Source organism: Bradyrhizobium sp. CCBAU 25338 (assembly GCF_028128965.1).
GTDB lineage: Bacteria > Pseudomonadota > Alphaproteobacteria > Rhizobiales > Xanthobacteraceae > Bradyrhizobium > Bradyrhizobium liaoningense.
Genome location: NZ_LFKY01000037.1, coordinates 326,158 through 345,724, shown reverse-complemented (window position 1 = coordinate 345,724; position 19,567 = coordinate 326,158). Strand labels below are relative to the sequence as shown.

The following is a 19,567-nucleotide window of genomic DNA, read 5'->3' as shown; positions in this document are numbered from 1 at the left end:
GATGGAAATCACAGCGCTCGGCTATATCGGGATCAGTTCATCCCAGCTCGACCAGTGGGACCAGATGGCGACCGGGCTGCTCGGCATGCAGCAGGTCGATCGCGGCGCCAAGATGCGCGCCTTCCGCATGGACGATCGCAAGCAGCGGCTGATCATCGACGGCGGCAGCGACGCCGGCCTCGCGGTGATGGGCTGGGAAGTTCCGTCGACCGCCGAACTGGACCAGTTGGCAGGACGGCTGGAAAGCCTTGGCATCAAGGTGGTCCGAGGCTCGCGCGCGCTCGCTGACGAGCGGCATGTCGCCGAGCTGATCGCGTTTGCCGATCCAGCCGGCAACCGGCTGGAAGCTTTTTGCAAGCCGGAGCTTGCGAGCGAGCCCTTCAGGCCGGGCCGCCCGATCTCGGGCTTCCGCACCGGCGCGCTCGGCATGGGGCACGTCGTGCTCAATGTTGAGGATGTCGAGCCGCTCTTGCCGTTCTATCGCGACGTGCTCGGCTTTCACGTCTCCGATTTCGGGCTGAAGCCTTACGGGCTCTATTTCTTCCACGTCAACGGCCGCCACCACTCCTTTGCGATGGTCGGCTCGGGGCGGAAGGCGATGCATCACTTCATGGTCGAACTCGGCAGTCTCGATGATGTCGGGCAGGGCTACGACCTCGCGCAGTTGGACGAGGGGCGCATCGCCTACACGCTCGGCCGCCACACCAATGACCACATGACCTCGTTCTACGTAAATACGCCGTCCGGCTTCTTCATCGAATACGGCTGGGGCGGGCGCGTCATCGATCCCGAGACCTGGCAGCCGCACGAGACCTTCGACGGCCCCTCGCTATGGGGCCACGAGCGGCTCCATATGCCCGAGGAGCAGCGCAAGCGATTGCGCGACATGCGACTAGATGCGGCCGCGCGCGGCGTGCGCGTCGCCGACCCGCGCGTGCCGCCGCTCAACTGCGCATGGCTGGATTCGGTGATCGCGCGCGAATGATCCGCCGTCAATGATCCAACACTCAGGAAGAGAAGATATGCTCAAAACGCTCCTGCGGGCGGGCCTTGTGCTGCTCGCGTTCGCCACGGTCGCCTCCGCCGAACCGATGAAGGTCACGCTGCTCGGCACCGGCGTGCCGACGCCGCGACCGACCAGTTTCAGCGCGTCGACGCTGGTGGAGGCAGGGAGCGAAAAACTGCTGTTCGATCTCGGCCGCGGCGCGACCATCCAGCTCTACAAGCTGAAGATTCCGCTCGGCGCGATCACCGCGAACTTCCTCACGCATCTGCATTCCGATCATATCGTCGGCCTTCCCGACATGTGGCTGACCGGCTGGCTCGCCACGCCCTGGGCTTCGCGTAAAGGGCCGATGAAGCTCTTTGGCCCGAAGGGGACCGTCGCCATGACGGAAAACCTCACCAAAGCTTTCGCCGACGACGTCCGCATCCGCATCGACGACGAGCACCTCGATCCCGTAGCTGTCACGTTCGCGGCAACGGATATCGAAGCCGGGCGGGTCTATGAGAACAACGGCGTGACGGTCAGCGCGATCGAGGTGAACCACGGCGAGAAGATCAAGCCTTCGTTCGGTTACATCATCGAATATGGCGGCCACAAGGTCGTGCTGTCGGGCGACACCAAGTATGATGAGCGCATCGCGAAGGCGGCCGAGGGCGCCGACCTGCTGATCCACGAGGTCGCGGTGATCGAGCCGGAGCTGCTGGTCAAAAATCCCGTCTATAAGGACATCCAGGCTCACCACACCTCTCCGGAAGAGGCCGGCCGCATCTTTGCGGCCGCTAGGCCAAAACTCGCGGTCTATTCTCACATCGTGTTCGGCACGGTGAAGCCCGCGCCTGATATTCCCGAGGAGCCGCTGATCCTGCGCACGCGCACCGCTTACAAGGGGCCGTTGCTCGTCGGCCGTGACATGATGTCGTTCAGGATCGGTGACACGGTGGAGGCGTTCTCCCCTGACGGAACGAGGCTGGAGCCGTAAGGCAGCGGCAATCAGACTTCCGTCAACAGGCCCTGGCGCAGCGCCAGGCGGACCAGCTCGATGTCGGAGCCGACGCCGAGCTTGTCCTTGATCAGGGAATGCAGGTTCGCCACCGTCTTCGGGCTGACATGCAGCGTCTCGGCGATCTCCTCCGTCGTGTTCTCGGCGAGCAGCAGCCGCAGCACCTCGAATTCGCGCGGCGTCAGCACGTCGGCGGCCGAGCTCTCGCCGCTGATGCGGCTGAGCGCAAGCTCGTGGTCGATGTCGGGGCTGATGGCGATCTTGCCGGCGAGCACGTCCTTGACCGCGCGCACCAACGTCTCGGGCGGGCTGGTCTTGGTGACGTAACCCCTCGCACCGGCGCGGATCGCCTGCACGGCGAAGCCGGCATTCTCGTGCATGGTGAAGATGAGGATCCGTGCCGTCTTGTCCCACTGCCTGATCCGCCTGACGGCCTCGATGCCGCCGATGCCGGGCATGGTGAGGTCCATGATGACGAGGTCGGGCGCCTCGGATTTGTACAGACGATAGGCCTCCTCACCATCGGCTGCCTCGGCGACGACGCGCAAGCCCGGCTGCTTCTGGAGCACTGAGCGGTAGCCCTCGCGGACGACGGAATGGTCGTCCACCAGCAGGATGGTGGCGTCGGCTGCGCTCATGCCGCGTGCTCCAGCGCCTGCCGATCGGCGGCCGCGAGCGGAATGAACACGCGCAGCGCCGAGCCGTGAGGGCCGGTCTCGAAGCTCAGCCGGCCGCGAAGCGCGGCGACGCGCTCGCGCATGCCGAGCAGGCCCATGCCGGATTTGGCGGCAGCCTCGTTCGGCCGGCCGTCGTCCGCGATCGCGAGCGCGATCTCATCGTCGGCCATCGTCAGATGCAGGCTGACCTTCGTTGCGCCGGCGTGCTTGGCCGCGTTGGTGAGCGCCTCCTGCACGATGCGGTAGAGATTGGCGCTGACCGAGGCAGGCACGCTCTCGAAGGCACCGTCGAACCGGATATCGAAGCGGGTCTGTCCGCGGCTGCGGCCGTTCCACCCCGACACCAGTCCTTCGAGGCTCGCGACGAGGCCGAGCTCGTCGACATCGGGCGGCCGCAACCGGAACAGCGCGCCCCGCAGCGTCTCCATCATGCCGGTCGCGGTCCGGGCAATGCCATCGCACTCTCCGAGCAAGGCGGGACAGTCCTGCGCCGCAGTCTGGCGGGCTGACGCGGCAAGCGCGCGGATGGCGGCGAGCGACTGGCCGAACTCGTCATGCAGCTCACGCGCGAGATGGCGGCGCTCCTCGTCCTGGAGCGCGATCAGCTTCCGTGTCAGCTCGTTGCGTTCGGCAAGCGCGGTGTCGAGGCTTTCGGCGAGATGGTTGAAGACGTCCCGGATGGCGGAGAGCTCGGCGAGGTCGAACGCCGGCAGCCGCGTCGTGAGATCGCCGGCAGCGATGCGCGCGAGACCGTTGCCGATCATGCGGGTGGGGCGCAGGGCGCGGGCCAGCGCGGCATAGACCAGCGCGCAGAGCAGCGGCAGCGCGATCGCAAGCGCGATCATCAGGCGGCCGGCCTCGTGCCAGGCCTCGGCCGTCTGCACGGCCGCATCGACCGAGACCACGGTCTCGCCCAGCTTCGTTCCGCGGACGATCACAGGCCGTGCCGCCTCGCGGCCGGGGTCGAACAGGCTGCGGTAGAAGGCGGTGAAGGCCTGCGGCGGCGGGCTCGCCGGGGCAGGCGCGCCACTACAGAAGCGCTGGAGGATGTCGCCGCTCGTGCCGCGGAATGCCAGACAGAGGCCTGGCGTCATCACATAGGCAGATACAGGATCGAGGTTCGGAAAGTCTGAGCGCGGGCTGGCCACCCACTGGACCTTGCCCTGTTGCAACTCCAGCGACTTAGCCACGATGGCGGCGATACCGTCGATGCGCGCATGCGCGGCGCGGTCGGCCGTCACGAGGAAATAGGCGGAAATCGCGGCGAAGCAGGCAGCCGATATCGCGGCCACGCGCAGCGTCAGACGGATCTTGAGATCGAACCTCGGGCGGTTCCACATCGGCGGACACCTGGTGCGAACGGGTTTGTCGCTCCCGCATTAAAGGGCAGAACGCAGGCGGCGGGAAGCGTTCCCGCCTTACCGCAGTGCAACGTCGTGAAATTTTCCCGGCGTTGGTCGGGACGGTCACGGCTGCACGGCGTCAGGTAACCCGTCCAGATTTGCGGGCCGCTCCATCGACGAGGCCCATTCATGCACCGCTTCAGCCTGATTCTCGTCTTTCTCCTCTTCGTCCTCTCCTGTTCGCGGGCCGATGCCGGGGACGCCATTGGCGTAGCCATGGACGATTTCAGCTATACCGACACCTCGGCCGAGCCGACCAACCAGACCGCCGCCCACGAGCGGCGGCTGGCGGCGTTCATGGCCGCGCTTCGAAGGGACATCGCTGCGGACCCGCGCTATCGGCTGGTTCCGTCCGCGCAGGACGGCGCGGCGTTCAAGGTGATCGGCGGCATCCAGAAGACGAGCACGCTGGTGCAATGGGCCAAGGTCGCCGTGATCGAAATCGGCGCCAAAAAGCTCGTGATGGACAAGCTCTACAGCTTCCGCGGCGACAATGATGAATCCTGGGAGCGCGCCGAGATCTTCGTCTCCCGCGAGATCATGGCCGCGCTCGCAACGCCCGCGCCGGTCGCGCTCGCCGTGTTCGATTTCGAGCTCGAGGATACGACTGCCGCCCCGGCCGGCACATCGGCGGCATCGGACGCGTCATACATGGCCGAAGTTACCGGCGGCGTGCGCGAGGCGCTGGGCCAATCCGGCCGCTACCGCATCGTCGACGTCAGCGGCGCGCGCGGCGAGGCGGAGAAGGGGCGTGCCTTGCGCGATTGCGGCGGTTGCGAGGCGGCGATCGCGAAAGAGCTCGGCGCGGATCAGTCGCTGATCGGCGTGGTGCGGCGGGTGAGCCGCACCGAATACACGCTCGGCTTCCAGGTGCGCGATGCCAGGACCGGCACGGTGCTGACGCGTGGTGACAGCGGCCTGCGCATGGGCGCGGACTATTCCTGGAAGCGCGGGGCCGTGCGGCTGGTCAGCGACCGGCTGATCGAGAGCCAGTAGCGCGGTTCAGAACGTCAGCTGCACCTTCATCGACTGCGAGCGGTCGCTGGCGAGCTCGAAGGCGGCGACGGCGTTCTCGAACGGCATGGTCGCCGTGATCAAAGGCTTGACGTCGATCAGGCCTTCGCCCATCAGGCGCACCGCCAGCTCGAACTCGGGATCGAAGCGGAAGGTGCCGCGGAGCTGCAATTCCTTGGCGACGATGGAGTTGATCGGCAGCGTCATTTCCCCGCCGAGGCCGAGCTGCACCAGCGTCGCGCCCGGCCTGAGCACGTCGAGCGCGGTGCGCAGCGCCGCCTGATTGCCCGAGGCCTCGAACAACGTGTCGAACACGCCCTTACCCGCGCGCCAGGGATCGAGCGCGGCGGCGTTGCTCGCGACGTTGATGGCGTGCGTGGCGCCGAGCTTCCTGGCGACCGCGAGCGGTGCGTCCGCCACATCGGTGACCACGATCTCGGCCGCGCCGCCGAAGCGCGCGACCAGAATCATCAACGCACCGATCGGACCGCAGCCGGTGATCAGCACGCGCTTGCCGAGGAGGGGACCGGCCTGCTTGCCGGCATGCAGGCAGACCGCGAGCGGCTCGGCGACCGCGGCTTCGGCGAGCGAGAGCTTGTCCGCGATCGGGGCGGCCTGCGTCGCATCGACCGTGATGAATTCGCGAAAGCCGCCCTGCACGTGGGGAAAGCGCATCGCGCTGCCGAGGAAGCGCATGTCGAGGCACTGGTTACGCATGCCCTCCTGGCAATGCAGGCAAACACCGCACGGCTTGCTCGGGTTGACTGCAACGCGGGTACCGGGCTTCACGCTGCTGACGCCGTCACCGACCGCCGCAACCACGCCGGCAATTTCATGCCCCAGCGCCATCGGCTGCTGAATGCGGACGACGCCGAAACCGCCGTGATGGTAATAGTGCAGGTCCGAGCCGCAGATGCCGCCATTGGCGATCTTGACGCGGACTTCGCCCGGACCGGGCGCCGGATCGGGATAGCTCTCGATCCGCAGGTCCTTTGGTGCGTGGATGACGACGGCGCGCATGAGCTGCTCCTGGTTCGCGGTCACATCGCGGCGATCATGCCGCCATCGACATAGATGATCTGACCATTGACATAAGTCGAGGCGTCCGAGGCGAGGAAGATCGCCGCGCCCACCAGCTCGTCCGGCTTGCCCCAGCGCTTCGAGGGGATGCGGCCCATCAGCCAATTGTTGAAGTCGGCGTTGTTGACCAGCGCCTCGTTCATGTCGGTCAGCATGTAGCCGGGGCCGATCGCATTGGCCTGGATGCCGTGCTGGGCCCATTCTACCGCCATCGAGCGGGTCAGGTTCTTGATGCCGCCCTTGGCCGCGGTGTACGGCGCGATGGTGGGACGCGCGAGCTCGCTGCCGAGCGAGCCGATGTTGATGATCTTGCCATGCTTGCGGGGGATCATGCGCTTGGCCGCCTCGCGGCCGATCACGAAGGCGCTGGTGAGGTTGGTCTCGATCACCTTGCGCCATTCGTCGGTGGTGAATTCCACCAGCGGCTTGCGGTGCTGGATGCCGGCATTGTTGACCAGGATGTCGACGGCGAGCCCTTCGCGGTCGAAGCGCTCAAAGGCGGCGACGATGGCGGGCTCGTCGGTGACGTTGAACGCGGCGCCTTCGGCTTGATGCCCGGCGGCGCGAAACTCGGCGACGGCCTGCTCGACGCGCTGGGGGTCGACGCCGTTGATGATGATCCTGGCGCCGGCCTTGGCCATGCCCTCGGCGATGGCACGGCCGAGGCCGCGGGAGGAACCGGTCACGAGCGCGGTGCGGCCGGAAAGATCGAAAAGGGAAGTGCTCATCACGGGAAGTCCTCAGACGTTGGAGCGGCGCACGGTGAGATCGGAGCGGTCGAAGACATCAGGCAGGAGGTCGACGCCGAGGCCAGGTCCTTCCATCGGATAGACGTAACCGTCCCTGATCGTCGGCATCGTGGTGACGAGCTCATTGTACCAGCCCTTGTAGAAGGCGCGCACCGATTCCTGGATCAGCGTGTTGGGTTGGCTGAACGACATGTGGATGGCCGCGATGAAGCCGATCGGGCCGATGCAATCGTGCGGTGCGAAGGGCCGGTGATAGGTCTCGGCCATCGCCGCGATCTTGCGGCCCTCGGTGAGGCCGCCGGTCCAGCACAGATCCGCCATCACCACGTGCATGGCGTCGCGGTCGAGCATGTCCTTGTAAGGGAAGCGCGAGCCCAGCGTCTCGCTGGCGCAGACCCAGACGTCGGTCGAGCGCGCATATTCGGCCAGCGCCTGCGGCGAGTTCATGCGGATCGGGTCTTCGTACCAGGTCGGCTTGTACGGCTCGAGTGCGCGTGCGATCTGCTTTGCGGTCGGCAGGTTCCACAGCGAGTGGAGCTCGACCATGATCTCCATCTTGTCGCCGACCGCCTTGCGGATCTTCTCGAAGGGCTCGATGGCCTGCTTCATTTGCGCGGCGGTGATGTAGAGGCCCTTGTTCTCCTGCGCCGCCGGATCGAACGGCCAGATCTTCATGGCGGAGATGCCGCTTTCCAGAAGGCTCTCGGCGAGCGCGTCGGCGCGATGCATGAAACCGTCGAGATCCTCGTAAGGTCCCTTGGAGGCGCCGAGATTCCAGTTCGCGACGGGGCTGATATTGGTCGAGCGGACATATTGCGTGCCGGCGCAGGTGTTGTAGATGCGCTGCTTGTCGCGGCAGAGGCCGCCGAGCATCTGGTACACCGGCTGGCCGCAGACCTTGCCGAACAGATCCCACAGCGCGATGTCGATCGCCGAGGCGGCGCGATATTCGACACCGGTCGAGGACTGCGCCATCGGCAGGTTCAGCATGTCGCGATGGATGGCTTCGATGTGCAGGGGATTGCGGCCGAGCAGGCGGCCGGCAAAGGTGTCGTGGATCTGCGCCTCGACCGCGCCCGCGCCGTAGAACGTTTCGCCGAGCCCGATCACACCCGTATCGGTGTGAATGCGGACCCAGATGACGTTGGAAAATTCCTCCGTACGCAGCGTCTCGATCGACGTGATCTTCACGGCAATTGTCCTCCCATCACAGACGTCGCGCGTCCGTCGTCTCATTTTGCACTGCAACATGTTGCAGGTCGCGCGGGAGTCTTACGCCGGCTTGTAATATATCACAACATGTTTTAAGGCTCGAACAAACAGGGCGCCATCCAGCAACGAGAGCGCGGGCCGACGGGAGAGAACGACATGGCAAAGCGCAAGCGCGCACTCGAGGTGGTGAGAAACGACGACGACGGCGAGGGCAAGCCCTCGCGGCGCAACCGGCTCAATTTCTTCGAGCTGGCCTACCAGAAGATCGAAGAGCTCCTCGTTCACTGCGAGCTCAAGCCCGGACAATTCATGACGATGCTGGAATTGCAGCACATCACCGGCTTCGGGCGCACACCGGTGCATCACGCCGTCAATCGTCTCTCGGCCGATACCCTGATCATCATCCGGCCCCGTCACGGTCTGCACATCGCGCCAATCGATCTGGCCCGCGAGCGCATGCTGCTCGGCCTGCGCCGCGACATGGAGCGCTTCGTGATCCGCCTTGCCGCCGATCGCGCCAGCCTCTCGCATCGCAATCAGGCGCTGCACATCGAGCGTGTCCTGCGCGAGCGCCGCGCCAGCCTGACCCTCGACGAATTCAACAATATCGACCGCCGCATCGACGCGCTGGTGCTGGAGGCGGCCGGCGAGCCGTTCCTGGTGCATACGATGCGGCCACTGCACACGCTGTATCGGCGCATCGGCTACATCCACCACCGCTTCATGCCGGGGCAGGCAGATCTGTCGGGCACGATCGATCATCATCTCGCCATTCTCGCGGCCGTCGCCAACCGCCGTGTCGAGGACGCGGTGAAGGCGAGCGATGCCCTGATCGACTACATGGACTCGATGTTTACGGGCATGGAGGCGGGGATCGATCCGCGCCTGCTCGATTGCAGCATCGAGCCGCTGCTCGGCGCGTAGAAAGTTTCGAAGAGAGGACCAAGAAAATGTCAACGATGGCGATGCCACATCCGACCGCGAGCGAGGCCGCGGTCCGCTACCTCATCACGAACTACAGCCCCAAGGGCAACAAGGTCGGCTGGCTGATGATGGCCTCGATCCTGGTCGAGGCCTGGGACCTCTATTCGATCGCCTTCGTGCTGATCTTCATCAAGGAGCAGTACAATCCCGATCCGCTGATGCTGGGCCTTGCGGCGGCCGGCACGCAAGGCGGCGCCCTGATCGGCGCGCTCCTCGGCGGCTGGCTGTCCGACAAGATCGGCCGCCGCGTCATGTTCCTGGTGACGATGGTGATGTTCATCGTGCTGGCGCTGGCGCAGGCCTTCGTGCCTGACGTCGCCTGGCTCGTCGTGATCCGCTTCCTGCTCGGCATTCCGCTCGGCTCTGACATCTCGACCGGCTACACCTACATCATGGAATCCATGGCCAAGGGCGAGCGCGAGGTCATGGGCAACCGCTGGCAATTCATGTTCGCCGTCGGCGAGGTCCTGACCATAGGCGTCATCGTGATCTTCCTCCTGATCGACATGAACCACGAGATGCTGTGGCGCGTGACGCTCGGTCTCGGTGCGGTGCCGGCGCTGATAATCCTGATCATGCGCCACGACGTGCCGGAGACGGCGGTGTGGCTGGTGCAGAAGGGGCGTTACCGCGAGGCCAAGCAGGTCGCGCGCGAGATGTTCAACGACAATCTCGACATGCTGCCGGACCGGGACGTCCAGGTGCCGAAGGTCTCGACCCGCGCGTTCCTCGCCGACCTCAAGAAGGACCCGATCCGCTGGCGTGCGACGATCTACGGCTGGATCGCCTGCTTCGCGCAAGGCAGCGAATTCTCGACCTTCGCGTTCTACCTGCCGGTGCTGTTCGTGATGGTCGGCGTGTCGAGCGTGCTCGGCAATAATCTGGTGACGATGGGACTGTTCTGCTTCGCCGCGTTGTCCGGCTGGGTCGGTCCGCTGCTGACGCCGAAGATCGGCCATCGCGGTATCGCCATCGCTGGTTTCGGCATCGTCCTGGTTTCGCTTCTGGTCGCGGCCTTCGCGCTCTACACCGACAACAAGATACTGCTGCCGTTCGCGGCCGCCGCCATGCTGTGGGGCCATTATTGGGATGCGTCGAACTGCATGACGATCCCGACCATGGTCGCCAAGCCGAGATATCGCGGCACCGCCAGCGGCTTCGCCTACATGTTCGTCAAGCTGCCGTCGTTCCTGGCGATCTTCCTGTTCCCGTCGCTGTTCGCGGCGATCGGGCAGGCCAACGCCACGCTGTTCGTCGCAATCTTCCCGCTGATCGGATTGCTCGCCGCGATCTTCATCCTGCCGGAAGTCTACGGCTACGAGAACGACTGACGTGTAATCCGATCGCGGCCCGTTGTGGCCGCGATCGGGCTCCTCCCGCTACGGGCTCAGGAAGACGGGATCGATCCCGGTGCCATGGCCGAGCAGGCCGATGGCCTGAAGCTGGGCCGTGTGCACGTCGATCTCCAGGATGGCGAACAAGGCCAGCAGCACCACAACGGAGAAGACGAGCAGCGGATGGGACGTCTCCGCGCGGCCTTTGCCGGGCGCAATGAAGCTCTGAATTCCGCGACGCAGCGAGAAGCTCTGCGGCAGCGACTTTGATCGAATCTGCATGATCAACCTTCCTTGCCGCGGCCTGTCTGGAGCACGCGACAAGTAAAGTTTAGCTGCCGCAGCACCGCCGGCATTGATGCACCGCAAACGGCTGTACTTATTTAGTCGGCGCCCTTTGCCGCTACCTGATGGCAGCCGCCAGTGCACCGATCAAGGCAGGCGGCGTCACCAGCAGACCGAGCTTGAGGAACGGCCAGGCGCCGACCTCGATCTTCTCCCGCCTGAGCGCGACCAGCCAGAGGATGGTGGCGAGCGATCCGGTCACCGACAGATTGGGGCCGAGATCGACGCCGATCAGGATGGCGCTGACGACAGGTGCGGGCAGATGATCGCTGGCGGCGACCGAGCCGGCGACGAGGCCGACCGGAAGGTTGTTGGCGATGTTGTCGGCGAGCGCGGTGGCGATGCCGACGCTCCAGGCCGCCTGGGGCACCGATTGCGCGACCGCCTGGTGCAGCAGCGCGCTCAGCTGCGCGATGACGCCGGTCTTCACCAACGCTTCCACCATGACAAAGAGCCCGCCGACCAGCGGCAGCACGCTCCAGGAGACACCGTGCAGCACGGGCAAGGGCGATTGCCGGTTGATCAGCAGCACGATCGCCGCCGTCGCGACGCCGCAGATGAAGGTCGGCAGGCCCAGTTGCCGGTCCAGCGCCGACGCGGTGACCAGCACGACGCCGATCGCGACGATGCCTATTGCCGTGAGCTTGCCGCCACGTCCAAGCTTCGGATGCGGCACGCTCCGGGCGATCGTTTCCTCCTTGAGCGCGCGGTGCTGGCTCAGGCGCAGGACCACGTAAGTGAGCAGGATCGAGGCCGCCGAGGGCAGGGCGAACAGGCGCAGCCATTCGGTGAGCTCGGGCATGCGCGCGCCGAACACGACGAGATTGGCCGGATTGGAGATCGGCAGCACGAAGCTTGCGGCATTGGCAATGAAGGCGCAGACGAACAGATAGGGCAGAGGCTTTGCGCCGGCCGCGCGCGTCGCGGCATAGACGGCCGGTGTCAGCACGATCGCGGTGGCATCGTTGGAGAGCAGCACGGTGACGAGGGTGCCGACGAGGTAGATCAGCAGGAACAGCCGCTGCGGGGAGCCACGTGCATACTCCACCGCAAGCGCGGCGAGATAATCGAACAGGCCTTCGAGCCTCGCCAGCTCTGCGATCAGCATCATGCCGATCAGGAAGAGATAGACGTCGACGCCTTTCTCGATACCTGTCAACGCATCCGGCCACGGCAGCAAGCCAAACAGCAGCAGCGCGCCGGCGCCGATCACCGCCCAGATCGCCTCGGGCAGGCGAAAGGGCCGGACGATGACGCCTGCGGTCGCGACGGCGATGATACTCCAGGTCCAGATCGCGTCAGGCGGCACGGTTCAGTTCTCGAATGGGAATGGATTCATTCGGCAGCGATAACCGATGCGGGCGCCGCTGTCTTCCCCTGCGGGCGCGGATCGCCGTCGTCGCTTTGCCGCGTCTCGGGCAAGGCGAGGAGGCAGATCACCGCACCGATCGCCGCCACGGCGCCGAGCGTGATGAATGCTGCGCTGTAACCGGCGCCGACCACGACCAGGCCCGCCAGTGTCGTCGACAGCGCTGCACCAATGCTCTGGGCCGTGATGACGGCGCCCTGTGCGACGTTGAAGCGGCCAGTGTTGCGCATGAGGTCGGCGACGATGACGGGGAAGATTGCCCCGAAAATGCCGGCGCCGACGCCATCCAGCAGCTGCACGCCGACCAGCCAGAACGGATTGTCGGAGAGCGTATAGAGCGCACCGCGGATCGGCAGGATCAACAATGCGGCAAGGAAGAACCGCTTGTGTCCCCAGCGGTCGGCCCGTGCGCCGACCAGCATCGCGAATGGCACCATCACCACTTGCGCCGCAACGATGCACGCCGACACCAGGCTGGTGCCGATGTTCTTGTCCTGGAGCGCGAGCTTTTGTCCGACCAGCGGCAGCATCGCCGCGTTGGAGAGGTGAAACAGGACGACGCAGATAGCGAATATGAGCAGCGGACGGCAGGTTAGGAGCACGCCAAGGCCCGAGGGGTGTTCGGGTGCGCCATTGATACGAGAGTGGTGCAGTCCGCGCGCGAGGTCGTGGTCGATGGCCCGTTCTGGGATCGCCAGGATGCTGACGAGGCTCGCGATCGCCATGGCGCCGAGAAGGTAGAAAACGACGGTCGGTCCGAACCAATAGGCGGAGAGGCCGGCGATGCCCGCCGCGACAGCGTTGCCGGCGTGGTTGAAAGTCTCGTTGCGGCCGATGCGCCGGGTAAACGCGGCATGCCCGAAGATGCCAAGCGAGACAGCGGCGATCGCCGGCGGGAAGACCACGGCAGCGGCTTGCGCGATGCCTTGCGAGATTATCACCGGCAGGAGGTTCGGGAACAACGGCAGCGAGAGCGAGGCGAGTGTCACCAGAATTGCAGCGGCCACCATCACCAGCCGCTTCGTCCGTGTGGCGTCAACCAGCGCACCGGCCGGCGTCTGCGCGACGATGCCGGCGATGGTTGCGATCGACATCACGAGGCCAATGCGAGCCTCGTTCCAATGCTGCTCGGTGAGAAGATAGACCGCGAGATAAGGGCCGAGCCCGTCGCGGACGTCGGCGAGGAAGAAATTGGCAGCGTCCAGCGCGCGGCCGGCGCGCCTCGCCTGATCAAGGTTTTGGCTCGACATGCATTCCTCGATCCAGGCTGGAAGGTCCCCGGCGAAAACCGATTTCACGGCAGCGTTGTTCCGTCAGGTGGCGTGTTCACCGCACCCCGGATAGCTTCTCGGTGATCGCCTTGCGCAATATGCGCGACAGCGATTCCACCGAATACGGCTTCTGGATCAGTTCGAAGCCGCGATGGGCGCTTTCGGCGAGCACGTTGCTGTAGCCGCTGGTGAGCACCACGGGCAGGCCCGGATAGCGCTCCCGGATGATGCCGGCTAGCTCGACGCCGTTCATTCCGGGCATGATGACGTCGGAGAACACGAGGTCGACGGCAAATTCGTTCTCGCCGAGGATCGCCAGTGCCGCGTTTGCGTTGGCGACGCGGCGGACGACATAGCCGAGGTCTTCCAGAAGCTCGGTCGAGAACCGGCCGACCTCGTCGTTGTCCTCGACCACGAGCACGCGGTAGCCGCGCCCGGTGGTCGCGGTCTCGCTGGTCAGCGCCGCCGCTTCCTTCTCGGTGGCCGGGCTTTGCGCCTGCGGCAGATAGATGGTGAAGGTCGCGCCTTTGCCTTGCGTGCTCGTCACCGCAATGTCGCCCTCGGACTGTTTTGCGAAGCCGAAGGCCTGACTGAGGCCGAGGCCGGTGCCCTTGCCGACCTCCTTGGTGGTGAAGAACGGTTCGAAGATCGAGTCGAGATGCTCTGGCGCGATGCCGCTGCCGGTGTCGGTGACGGAGATGGCGACGTAGTCGCCGCTGCGCGCCGATTGTGCGCGCAGCTGAGGGATACCCTGGACCTTGCGCACGGCGATGGTGAGGCGGCCTTCGCCATCCATGGCATCACGGGCGTTGATGGCGAGGTTGATCAGCGCGGCCTCGAACTGGCCGATGTCGGCCACGGTGAAGCAATCGGGATCCTGAACTTCCACAGCGATCTCGATGCGGCCGCCGACTAGCGGCCGGACCAGCTGAGCCACGCCTTCGACTTGGCTGCCGACATTGAATATCTGCGGCTTCAGCGGCTGCCGCCGCGCGAACGCCAGAAGCTGTGCCGTCAGCTTGGAGGCGCGCTCGACCGTCTCGGAAATGGCGTCGACATAGCGGCGGCGGCGTTCCTCCGGCAGCTCGCGGCGGCGCAGGAAGTCGGTGGCAGAGCGGATGATGGTGAGGAGATTGTTGAAGTCGTGCGCGACGCCGCCGGTGAGCTGGCCGATCGCCTCCATCTTCTGCGATTGCCGCAGCGCTTCCTCGCCGCGGCGGCGCTCGGTGACGTCGACCGCCTCGGGCACCGCACCGGTGATGTTGCCATGGCGGTCGAGCACGGGCCGCATGCCGAAATCGAAATCGCGCTCGCCGATGGGAAGGCGCAGGCGCATCTCCAGTCGCACCGCTTCGCCTTTGAGCACCGTGTCGAAGGCCTCTCGCACGGCGACACTCATGCCGTCCGTGCCGGCGAACCAGGGCGTGTCCCAGAACGGCTTTCCGATCACATCCGAAGAGCGTGCCTTGATGCCGTCCAGCGCGGTCTTGTTGGCGTAAACCAGCTCACCTTTGAGATTGACCAGGCCCTGATACTGATTGCTGGTCTCCAGGATCGCGCGCAGCCGTGCCTCGTTGGATTCGAGCTCGGCGGTGCGCTCGGCAATGCGCTGTTCCAGCGTCTCGTTGAGCTGCCTGAGCTCGATCTCGGCCTGCTTGGCGACGGTGATGTCGTGGGCGACGCCGATGAAGCCGATATGCTTGCCCGTCGGGTCCCAGCGCGGCTGCGATTCCGATCGGAGCCACCGCCATTCGCCGCTTGCGTTCTTGTAGCGCGCTTCCAGCACGAAGGGTTTGAGGGATGCTTCACCCTGGACGGATTGCTGGAGCACGTGCGGCAGGTCGTCGGGATGCAGCACCTTGCGCCAGTCGAAGTCGATGGCCTGATCGTAGGGCAATCCGACGAAATCGACATAAGCCTGGTTGGCGAAGGACCGCTTGCGGTCGAGCTTGGTGACCCAGATCGGTACCGGCGCGCTGTCGGCGATCAGCCGAAAGCGCTCCTCGCTCTCGCGCAGCGTCTCGCGCGCCAGCGCCTGGTCGGTGATGTCGATATGGGCGCCGACCAGGCGGATGGCGCGGCCATCCTTGTCGCGCTCGATCTTGGCGACGACCCGGATCCAGCGGGTCTCGCCGTCGCTGGGACGGATGATGCGGTATTCGGCGCTGTAGTCTTCGCTCGTTCCGGCGAGAGCCTCGAAGAAATGCTTGACGGCCGCGTCGCGATCGTCGGGATGGATGCGGTTGACCCAGGCCTCGTGCGTCTCGCCCGCGGCTTCCGGCGGCAGGCCGTGGATGATCAGATATTCGGGCGAGCGACGGTTCTTGAAGCCTTCGCGGAAATCGACCTCGACGCCGCCGACCTTGCCGATGCGCTGGATGCGTGCCAGCTCGGCCTCGCGCTCCTGCAGCGCGCGATAGGCGTTATCGCGCTCGCGCGCGACGTCTTCGAGGTGCTGGCGCAGCCTCTCGGCGGCGATGGTCTCGGGCAAGGGATCGTTCAAGGCATCGGCCGTTGTGATGCGGGTGCGCACGTGCCGAACCGATATTCACACAGACGGAGCGTGATGGCCATTGTCTAGAGGGCAAAGTATCGGAAAATAGGAGCGCGTGCCTGAACGCGAGGAACGACGCGGTGGCAACGTCTGGTCCGGCAATTTGTTCCGGAGACTGGAACGATCGGCTGATCGAGGCGTCTTCGCGAGGTGCCAACTCTCTCATAAAAATCCCTTTCCAAAGAGGCTAAATCTTGAAGCTCTTCGTCTGTCAGGCCTGCGGCAACGTTCTCTATTTCGAGAATCGTGCCTGCGAACGCTGCGGCCATCGTGTCGCCTTCATGCCGGAGAAGGAGACAATGTCGGCGATCGAGCCCGACGGAGAAGCCTGGAGGACATTGGCCGACAACGGCGAAAGCCGGATGCTGTGCCGGAATGCCGAATACGATGCCTGCAACTGGCTGACAGACACGGACGATACCACCGGCTATTGCCGCGCCTGCCGCCACAATGGGATGGTACCGAACCTCTCCGATCCGGCGCAGCTTGCTGGATGGCGTGAGCTGGAGGTGGCCAAGCACCGTCTACTCTATTCCCTGATCCGCTGGAGGCTGCCGCTCCAGACCCGGCAGGACAATCCCGGGCATGGGCTGATCTTCAATTTCCTTGCCGACGATCCGAACAGCGGACAGAGGGTCATGACTGGCCACGACAGCGGCCTGATCACGATCGCGCTCAAGGAGGCGGACGACATCGAGCGCGAGCGGCGCAGGCTCGAAATGGGCGAACCCTATCGGACGCCGCTCGGGCATTTCCGCCACGAGGTCGGACACTATTTCTGGGACGTGCTGGTGCGGGACGGCGGCAGGCTGAACCAATGTCGCGCCGTGTTCGGCGATGATTCCGTCGATTACGGTCAGGCCTTGCAGCGGCACTATGCCGAAGGCCCGCCGCCGGACTGGCAGCAGAGCTACGTCTCGGCCTACGCCACGACACACCCCTGGGAAGACTTCGCCGAGACCTGGGCGCACTATCTCCACATCGTCGATACGCTGGAGATGGCCGCCGAGTTCGGCATGGAGGTGCGCCCCAGGGTCGACCGCGACGGGGAGTTGACGGCGCGCATCCGTTTCAACCCCTACGAGGCAAGGGATATCGAGGCGCTGGTCAACGCATGGCTGCCCTTCACCTTCGCCATGAACAGCGTCAACCGAACCATGGGCCTGCGCGACCTCTATCCCTTCATCCTGTCGCCCGCGGTGGTCGCCAAACTCGGCTTCGTTCACGGCCTCGTCCGGGACGTGGCCACGGCCGGGAAGCCCCGGGAAGCGGGACGGCGTCCCTAGGGCTCGCTGGGCCCATTTCGGTCTTGTGCTGGTACGCCAGAGGCCCCGGATTTAGACCGTTGCCTCCGGCCCATTTTGATGTACCACGGGAGCCACACGGCCCGTTCCCATAGGCCCCAACGGCCAGGAGACGGGTCCCGCCCAAGGTCGAGACTCAAGAAAAGCATGTTCAAACGGATTCTGATCGCCAATCGCGGCGAAATCGCCTGCCGGGTCATCAAGACCGCCCGCAAGATGGGAATTCAAACGGTTGCGGTCTATTCCGAGGCCGACCGCGATGCCCTCCATGTCGAGATGGCCGACGAGGCGGTGCTGATTGGTCCGCCGGCTGCGGCCGAGAGCTATCTGGTGATCGAGAAGATCGTTGAGGCCTGCCGCAAGACGGGCGCCGAGGCGGTGCATCCCGGCTATGGCTTCCTGTCCGAGCGCGAGGCGTTTCCGCGTGCGCTGGAGGCGGCCGGAATCGTCTTCATCGGCCCCAACCCCGGCGCGATCGCCGCGATGGGCGACAAGATCGAATCCAAGAAGGCGGCGGCGAACGCCGACGTCTCGACCGTGCCGGGCTTCCTCGGCGTGATCGAGGACGCCAAGCATGCGGTCAAGATCGCCGACGCGATCGGCTATCCCGTGATGATCAAGGCCTCCGCCGGCGGCGGCGGCAAGGGCATGCGGATCGCCTACTCGACCCAGGAGGTCGAGGAGGGATTTGGGCTGGCAAAAGCGGAAGCGAAGGCCTCGTTCGGCGACGACCGCGTCTTCATCGAAAAGTTCATCGTCGATCCCCGCCACATCGAGATCCAGGTGCTGGGCGACAAGCACGGCAACGTGATCTATCTCGGCGAACGCGAATGCTCGATCCAGCGCCGCAACCAGAAGGTGATCGAGGAAGCGCCGTCGCCGCTGCTCGATGAGGCCACCCGCCGCAAGATGGGCGAGCAGGCGGTCGCGCTGGCCAAGGCCGTGAATTATGACTCCGCCGGCACGGTCGAGTTCGTGGCAGGGCAGGACAAGAGCTTCTACTTCCTGGAGATGAACACGCGCCTCCAGGTCGAGCATCCCGTCACGGAACTGGTGACGGGCATCGACCTCGTCGAGCAGATGATCCGCGTCGCCGCCGGCGAGAAGCTCGCCATCGCGCAGAAGGACGTCACGCTGACGGGCTGGGCGGTGGAATCCCGCCTCTACGCCGAAGATCCGTTCCGCAACTTCCTGCCCTCGATCGGGCGGCTCGTGAAGTATCGCCCGCCGGCGGAAGCCAGCAAGGACGGCATCACCATCCGCAACGACACCGGCGTGCAGGAGGGCGGCGAGATCTCGATCCACTACGATCCCATGATCGCCAAGCTTGTCACCCACGCGCCGTCGCGCGCGGCTGCGATCGAGGCTCAGGCCACTGCGCTGGATTCGTTCTACGTCGACGGCATCAGGCACAACATCCCGTTTCTGTCGGCGCTCATGCACCATCCGCGCTGGCGCGAGGGACGGCTCTCGACCGGCTTCATCGCCGAGGAATTCCCCAAGGGCTTTGCGGTGCGCGTGCCCGAAGGCGAGGTCGCGCGGCGGATCGCCGCGGTCGGCGCCGCCATCGATCACGTGCTCGGCGAGCGCAAGCGGCAGATCTCGGGCCAGATGGGCGGCCGCATCGTGCAGCGAGAGCGACGCCGCGCGGTCTGGCTCGATCGCCAGGAGATCCTGCTCGAGGTCGGACGCGAGGACGAAGCGATCGCGATCCGCTTCGTCGATCCCGACGGCAAGGCCGGCAATGCGCATCACTTGCAGTCGGCGTGGAAGCCCGGCGATCCGGTCTGGCAAGGCACCATCGACGGTCACCTCGTCGCGGTGCAGGCGCGTCCGATCGCCAACGGCATCCGTCTCGCGCATCAGGGCGTCGAGGTGCCGGTCTATGTCTGGACCGAGGCCGAGGCGGCTTCCGCGCGGCTGATGCCGGTGACGACGGCCTCCGACACCGGCAAGAAGCTGCTGTGCCCGATGCCCGGCCTCGTGGTCTCGATCGCGGTGACCGAAGGGCAAGAGGTCAAGGCCGGCGAGACGCTGGCGGTGGTCGAAGCCATGAAGATGCAGAACGTGCTGCGCGCCGAGCAGGACGGCACCGTGAAGAAGATCCATGCCAGCGCGGGCGCGACACTCGCCGTGGACGCGCTGATCCTGGAGTTTGCGTAGGCGCTCGAAGCACGAAGCCGACCCTCACCCTGAGGAGCCGCGCTTGCGTGGCGTCTCGAAGGGTGAGGCCACCAGCCGGGCCTTTATCCTTCGAGACGCGCG

16 protein-coding genes are annotated in these 19,567 nt (G+C 65.4%); 7 read left to right on the top strand and 9 right to left on the bottom strand.

What is annotated here, in order from left to right; genetic code table 11:
- Position 1 precedes the first annotated feature (1 nt).
- Together ACM42_RS20015 and ACM42_RS20010 are read left to right on the top strand one after the other, a co-directional pair.
- Positions 2-985: a VOC family protein gene (locus ACM42_RS20015; RefSeq protein WP_271529535.1), complete on the top strand. Its 984-nt coding sequence runs from the start codon at positions 2-4 to the stop codon at positions 983-985.
- A gap of 37 nt (positions 986-1,022) precedes the next feature.
- Positions 1,023-1,985, top strand: a complete 963-nt coding sequence (locus ACM42_RS20010; RefSeq protein WP_271529534.1) for an MBL fold metallo-hydrolase — start codon at positions 1,023-1,025, stop codon at positions 1,983-1,985.
- 11 nt (positions 1,986-1,996) lie between these two features.
- On the opposite strand, the gene ACM42_RS20005 is transcribed toward ACM42_RS20010, so the two are convergent.
- Positions 1,997-2,644 (bottom strand): response regulator, encoded by a 648-nt coding sequence (locus ACM42_RS20005; protein ID WP_271529533.1) that lies wholly within the window; start codon positions 2,642-2,644, stop codon positions 1,997-1,999.
- The gene (locus ACM42_RS20000) at positions 2,641-4,023 is read right to left on the bottom strand and encodes a sensor histidine kinase (protein WP_271529532.1); all 1,383 of its coding nucleotides are present in this window, start codon (positions 4,021-4,023) and stop codon (positions 2,641-2,643) included. The genes ACM42_RS20005 and ACM42_RS20000 overlap by 4 nt, the downstream gene beginning before the upstream one ends.
- A gap of 192 nt (positions 4,024-4,215) precedes the next feature.
- On the opposite strand from ACM42_RS20000, the gene ACM42_RS19995 reads away from it, so the two are divergent.
- Positions 4,216-5,082, top strand: a complete 867-nt coding sequence (locus tag ACM42_RS19995) for a DUF3280 domain-containing protein (RefSeq protein WP_271529531.1) — start codon at positions 4,216-4,218, stop codon at positions 5,080-5,082.
- 6 nt (positions 5,083-5,088) lie between these two features.
- Here ACM42_RS19995 and ACM42_RS19990 read toward each other — a convergent pair whose 3' ends face one another.
- The 3 genes from ACM42_RS19990 to ACM42_RS19980 are packed head-to-tail and all read right to left on the bottom strand — an operon-like array spanning position 5,089 to position 8,120.
- Positions 5,089-6,120: an L-idonate 5-dehydrogenase gene (locus ACM42_RS19990; RefSeq protein WP_271529530.1), complete on the bottom strand. Its 1,032-nt coding sequence runs from the start codon at positions 6,118-6,120 to the stop codon at positions 5,089-5,091.
- A 20-nt stretch (positions 6,121-6,140) separates the two neighbouring features.
- Positions 6,141-6,908, bottom strand: a complete 768-nt coding sequence (locus ACM42_RS19985) for a glucose 1-dehydrogenase (RefSeq protein WP_271529529.1) — start codon at positions 6,906-6,908, stop codon at positions 6,141-6,143.
- A 12-nt stretch (positions 6,909-6,920) separates the two neighbouring features.
- On the bottom strand, positions 6,921-8,120 hold the full coding sequence (locus ACM42_RS19980) for a mandelate racemase/muconate lactonizing enzyme family protein (RefSeq protein WP_271529528.1): 1,200 nt from the start codon (positions 8,118-8,120) through the stop codon (positions 6,921-6,923).
- A 177-nt stretch (positions 8,121-8,297) separates the two neighbouring features.
- Between ACM42_RS19980 and ACM42_RS19975 the strand changes: the two genes are divergently transcribed.
- Both ACM42_RS19975 and ACM42_RS19970 read left to right on the top strand, forming a co-directional pair.
- Complete coding sequence (locus tag ACM42_RS19975; RefSeq protein ID WP_271529527.1) at positions 8,298-9,065, top strand: GntR family transcriptional regulator; 768 nt, start codon at positions 8,298-8,300, stop codon at positions 9,063-9,065.
- Between the two features lie 26 nt (positions 9,066-9,091).
- Entirely contained in the window at positions 9,092-10,456 is a 1,365-nt protein-coding gene (locus tag ACM42_RS19970; RefSeq protein ID WP_028177361.1) for an MFS transporter, read from the top strand.
- 48 nt (positions 10,457-10,504) lie between these two features.
- Here the strand turns inward: ACM42_RS19970 and ACM42_RS19965 are convergent, their stop codons facing one another.
- From ACM42_RS19965 to ACM42_RS19950, 4 genes are all read right to left on the bottom strand, one after another.
- Positions 10,505-10,741 carry a hypothetical protein gene (locus tag ACM42_RS19965; RefSeq protein WP_028177362.1) on the bottom strand — a complete coding sequence of 79 codons (237 nt, stop codon included), beginning with the start codon at positions 10,739-10,741 and terminating at the stop codon, positions 10,505-10,507.
- A gap of 121 nt (positions 10,742-10,862) precedes the next feature.
- Complete coding sequence (locus ACM42_RS19960) at positions 10,863-12,113, bottom strand: arsenic transporter (protein ID WP_271529526.1); 1,251 nt, start codon at positions 12,111-12,113, stop codon at positions 10,863-10,865.
- A 26-nt stretch (positions 12,114-12,139) separates the two neighbouring features.
- Complete coding sequence (locus tag ACM42_RS19955) at positions 12,140-13,423, bottom strand: MFS transporter (RefSeq protein WP_271529525.1); 1,284 nt, start codon at positions 13,421-13,423, stop codon at positions 12,140-12,142.
- Positions 13,424-13,499: 76 nt separating this feature from the next.
- Positions 13,500-15,977 carry a PAS domain-containing hybrid sensor histidine kinase/response regulator gene (locus ACM42_RS19950; RefSeq protein ID WP_271529524.1) on the bottom strand — a complete coding sequence of 826 codons (2,478 nt, stop codon included), beginning with the start codon at positions 15,975-15,977 and terminating at the stop codon, positions 13,500-13,502.
- Positions 15,978-16,192: 215 nt separating this feature from the next.
- Here ACM42_RS19950 and ACM42_RS19945 point away from each other — a divergent pair, with 215 nt between their 5' ends.
- Both ACM42_RS19945 and ACM42_RS19940 read left to right on the top strand, forming a co-directional pair.
- Positions 16,193-17,284, top strand: a complete 1,092-nt coding sequence (locus tag ACM42_RS19945) for a zinc-binding metallopeptidase family protein (RefSeq protein WP_271529523.1) — start codon at positions 16,193-16,195, stop codon at positions 17,282-17,284.
- 165 nt (positions 17,285-17,449) lie between these two features.
- Positions 17,450-19,465: an acetyl-CoA carboxylase biotin carboxylase subunit gene (locus tag ACM42_RS19940; protein ID WP_271529522.1), complete on the top strand. Its 2,016-nt coding sequence runs from the start codon at positions 17,450-17,452 to the stop codon at positions 19,463-19,465.
- Positions 19,466-19,567 lie beyond the last annotated feature (102 nt).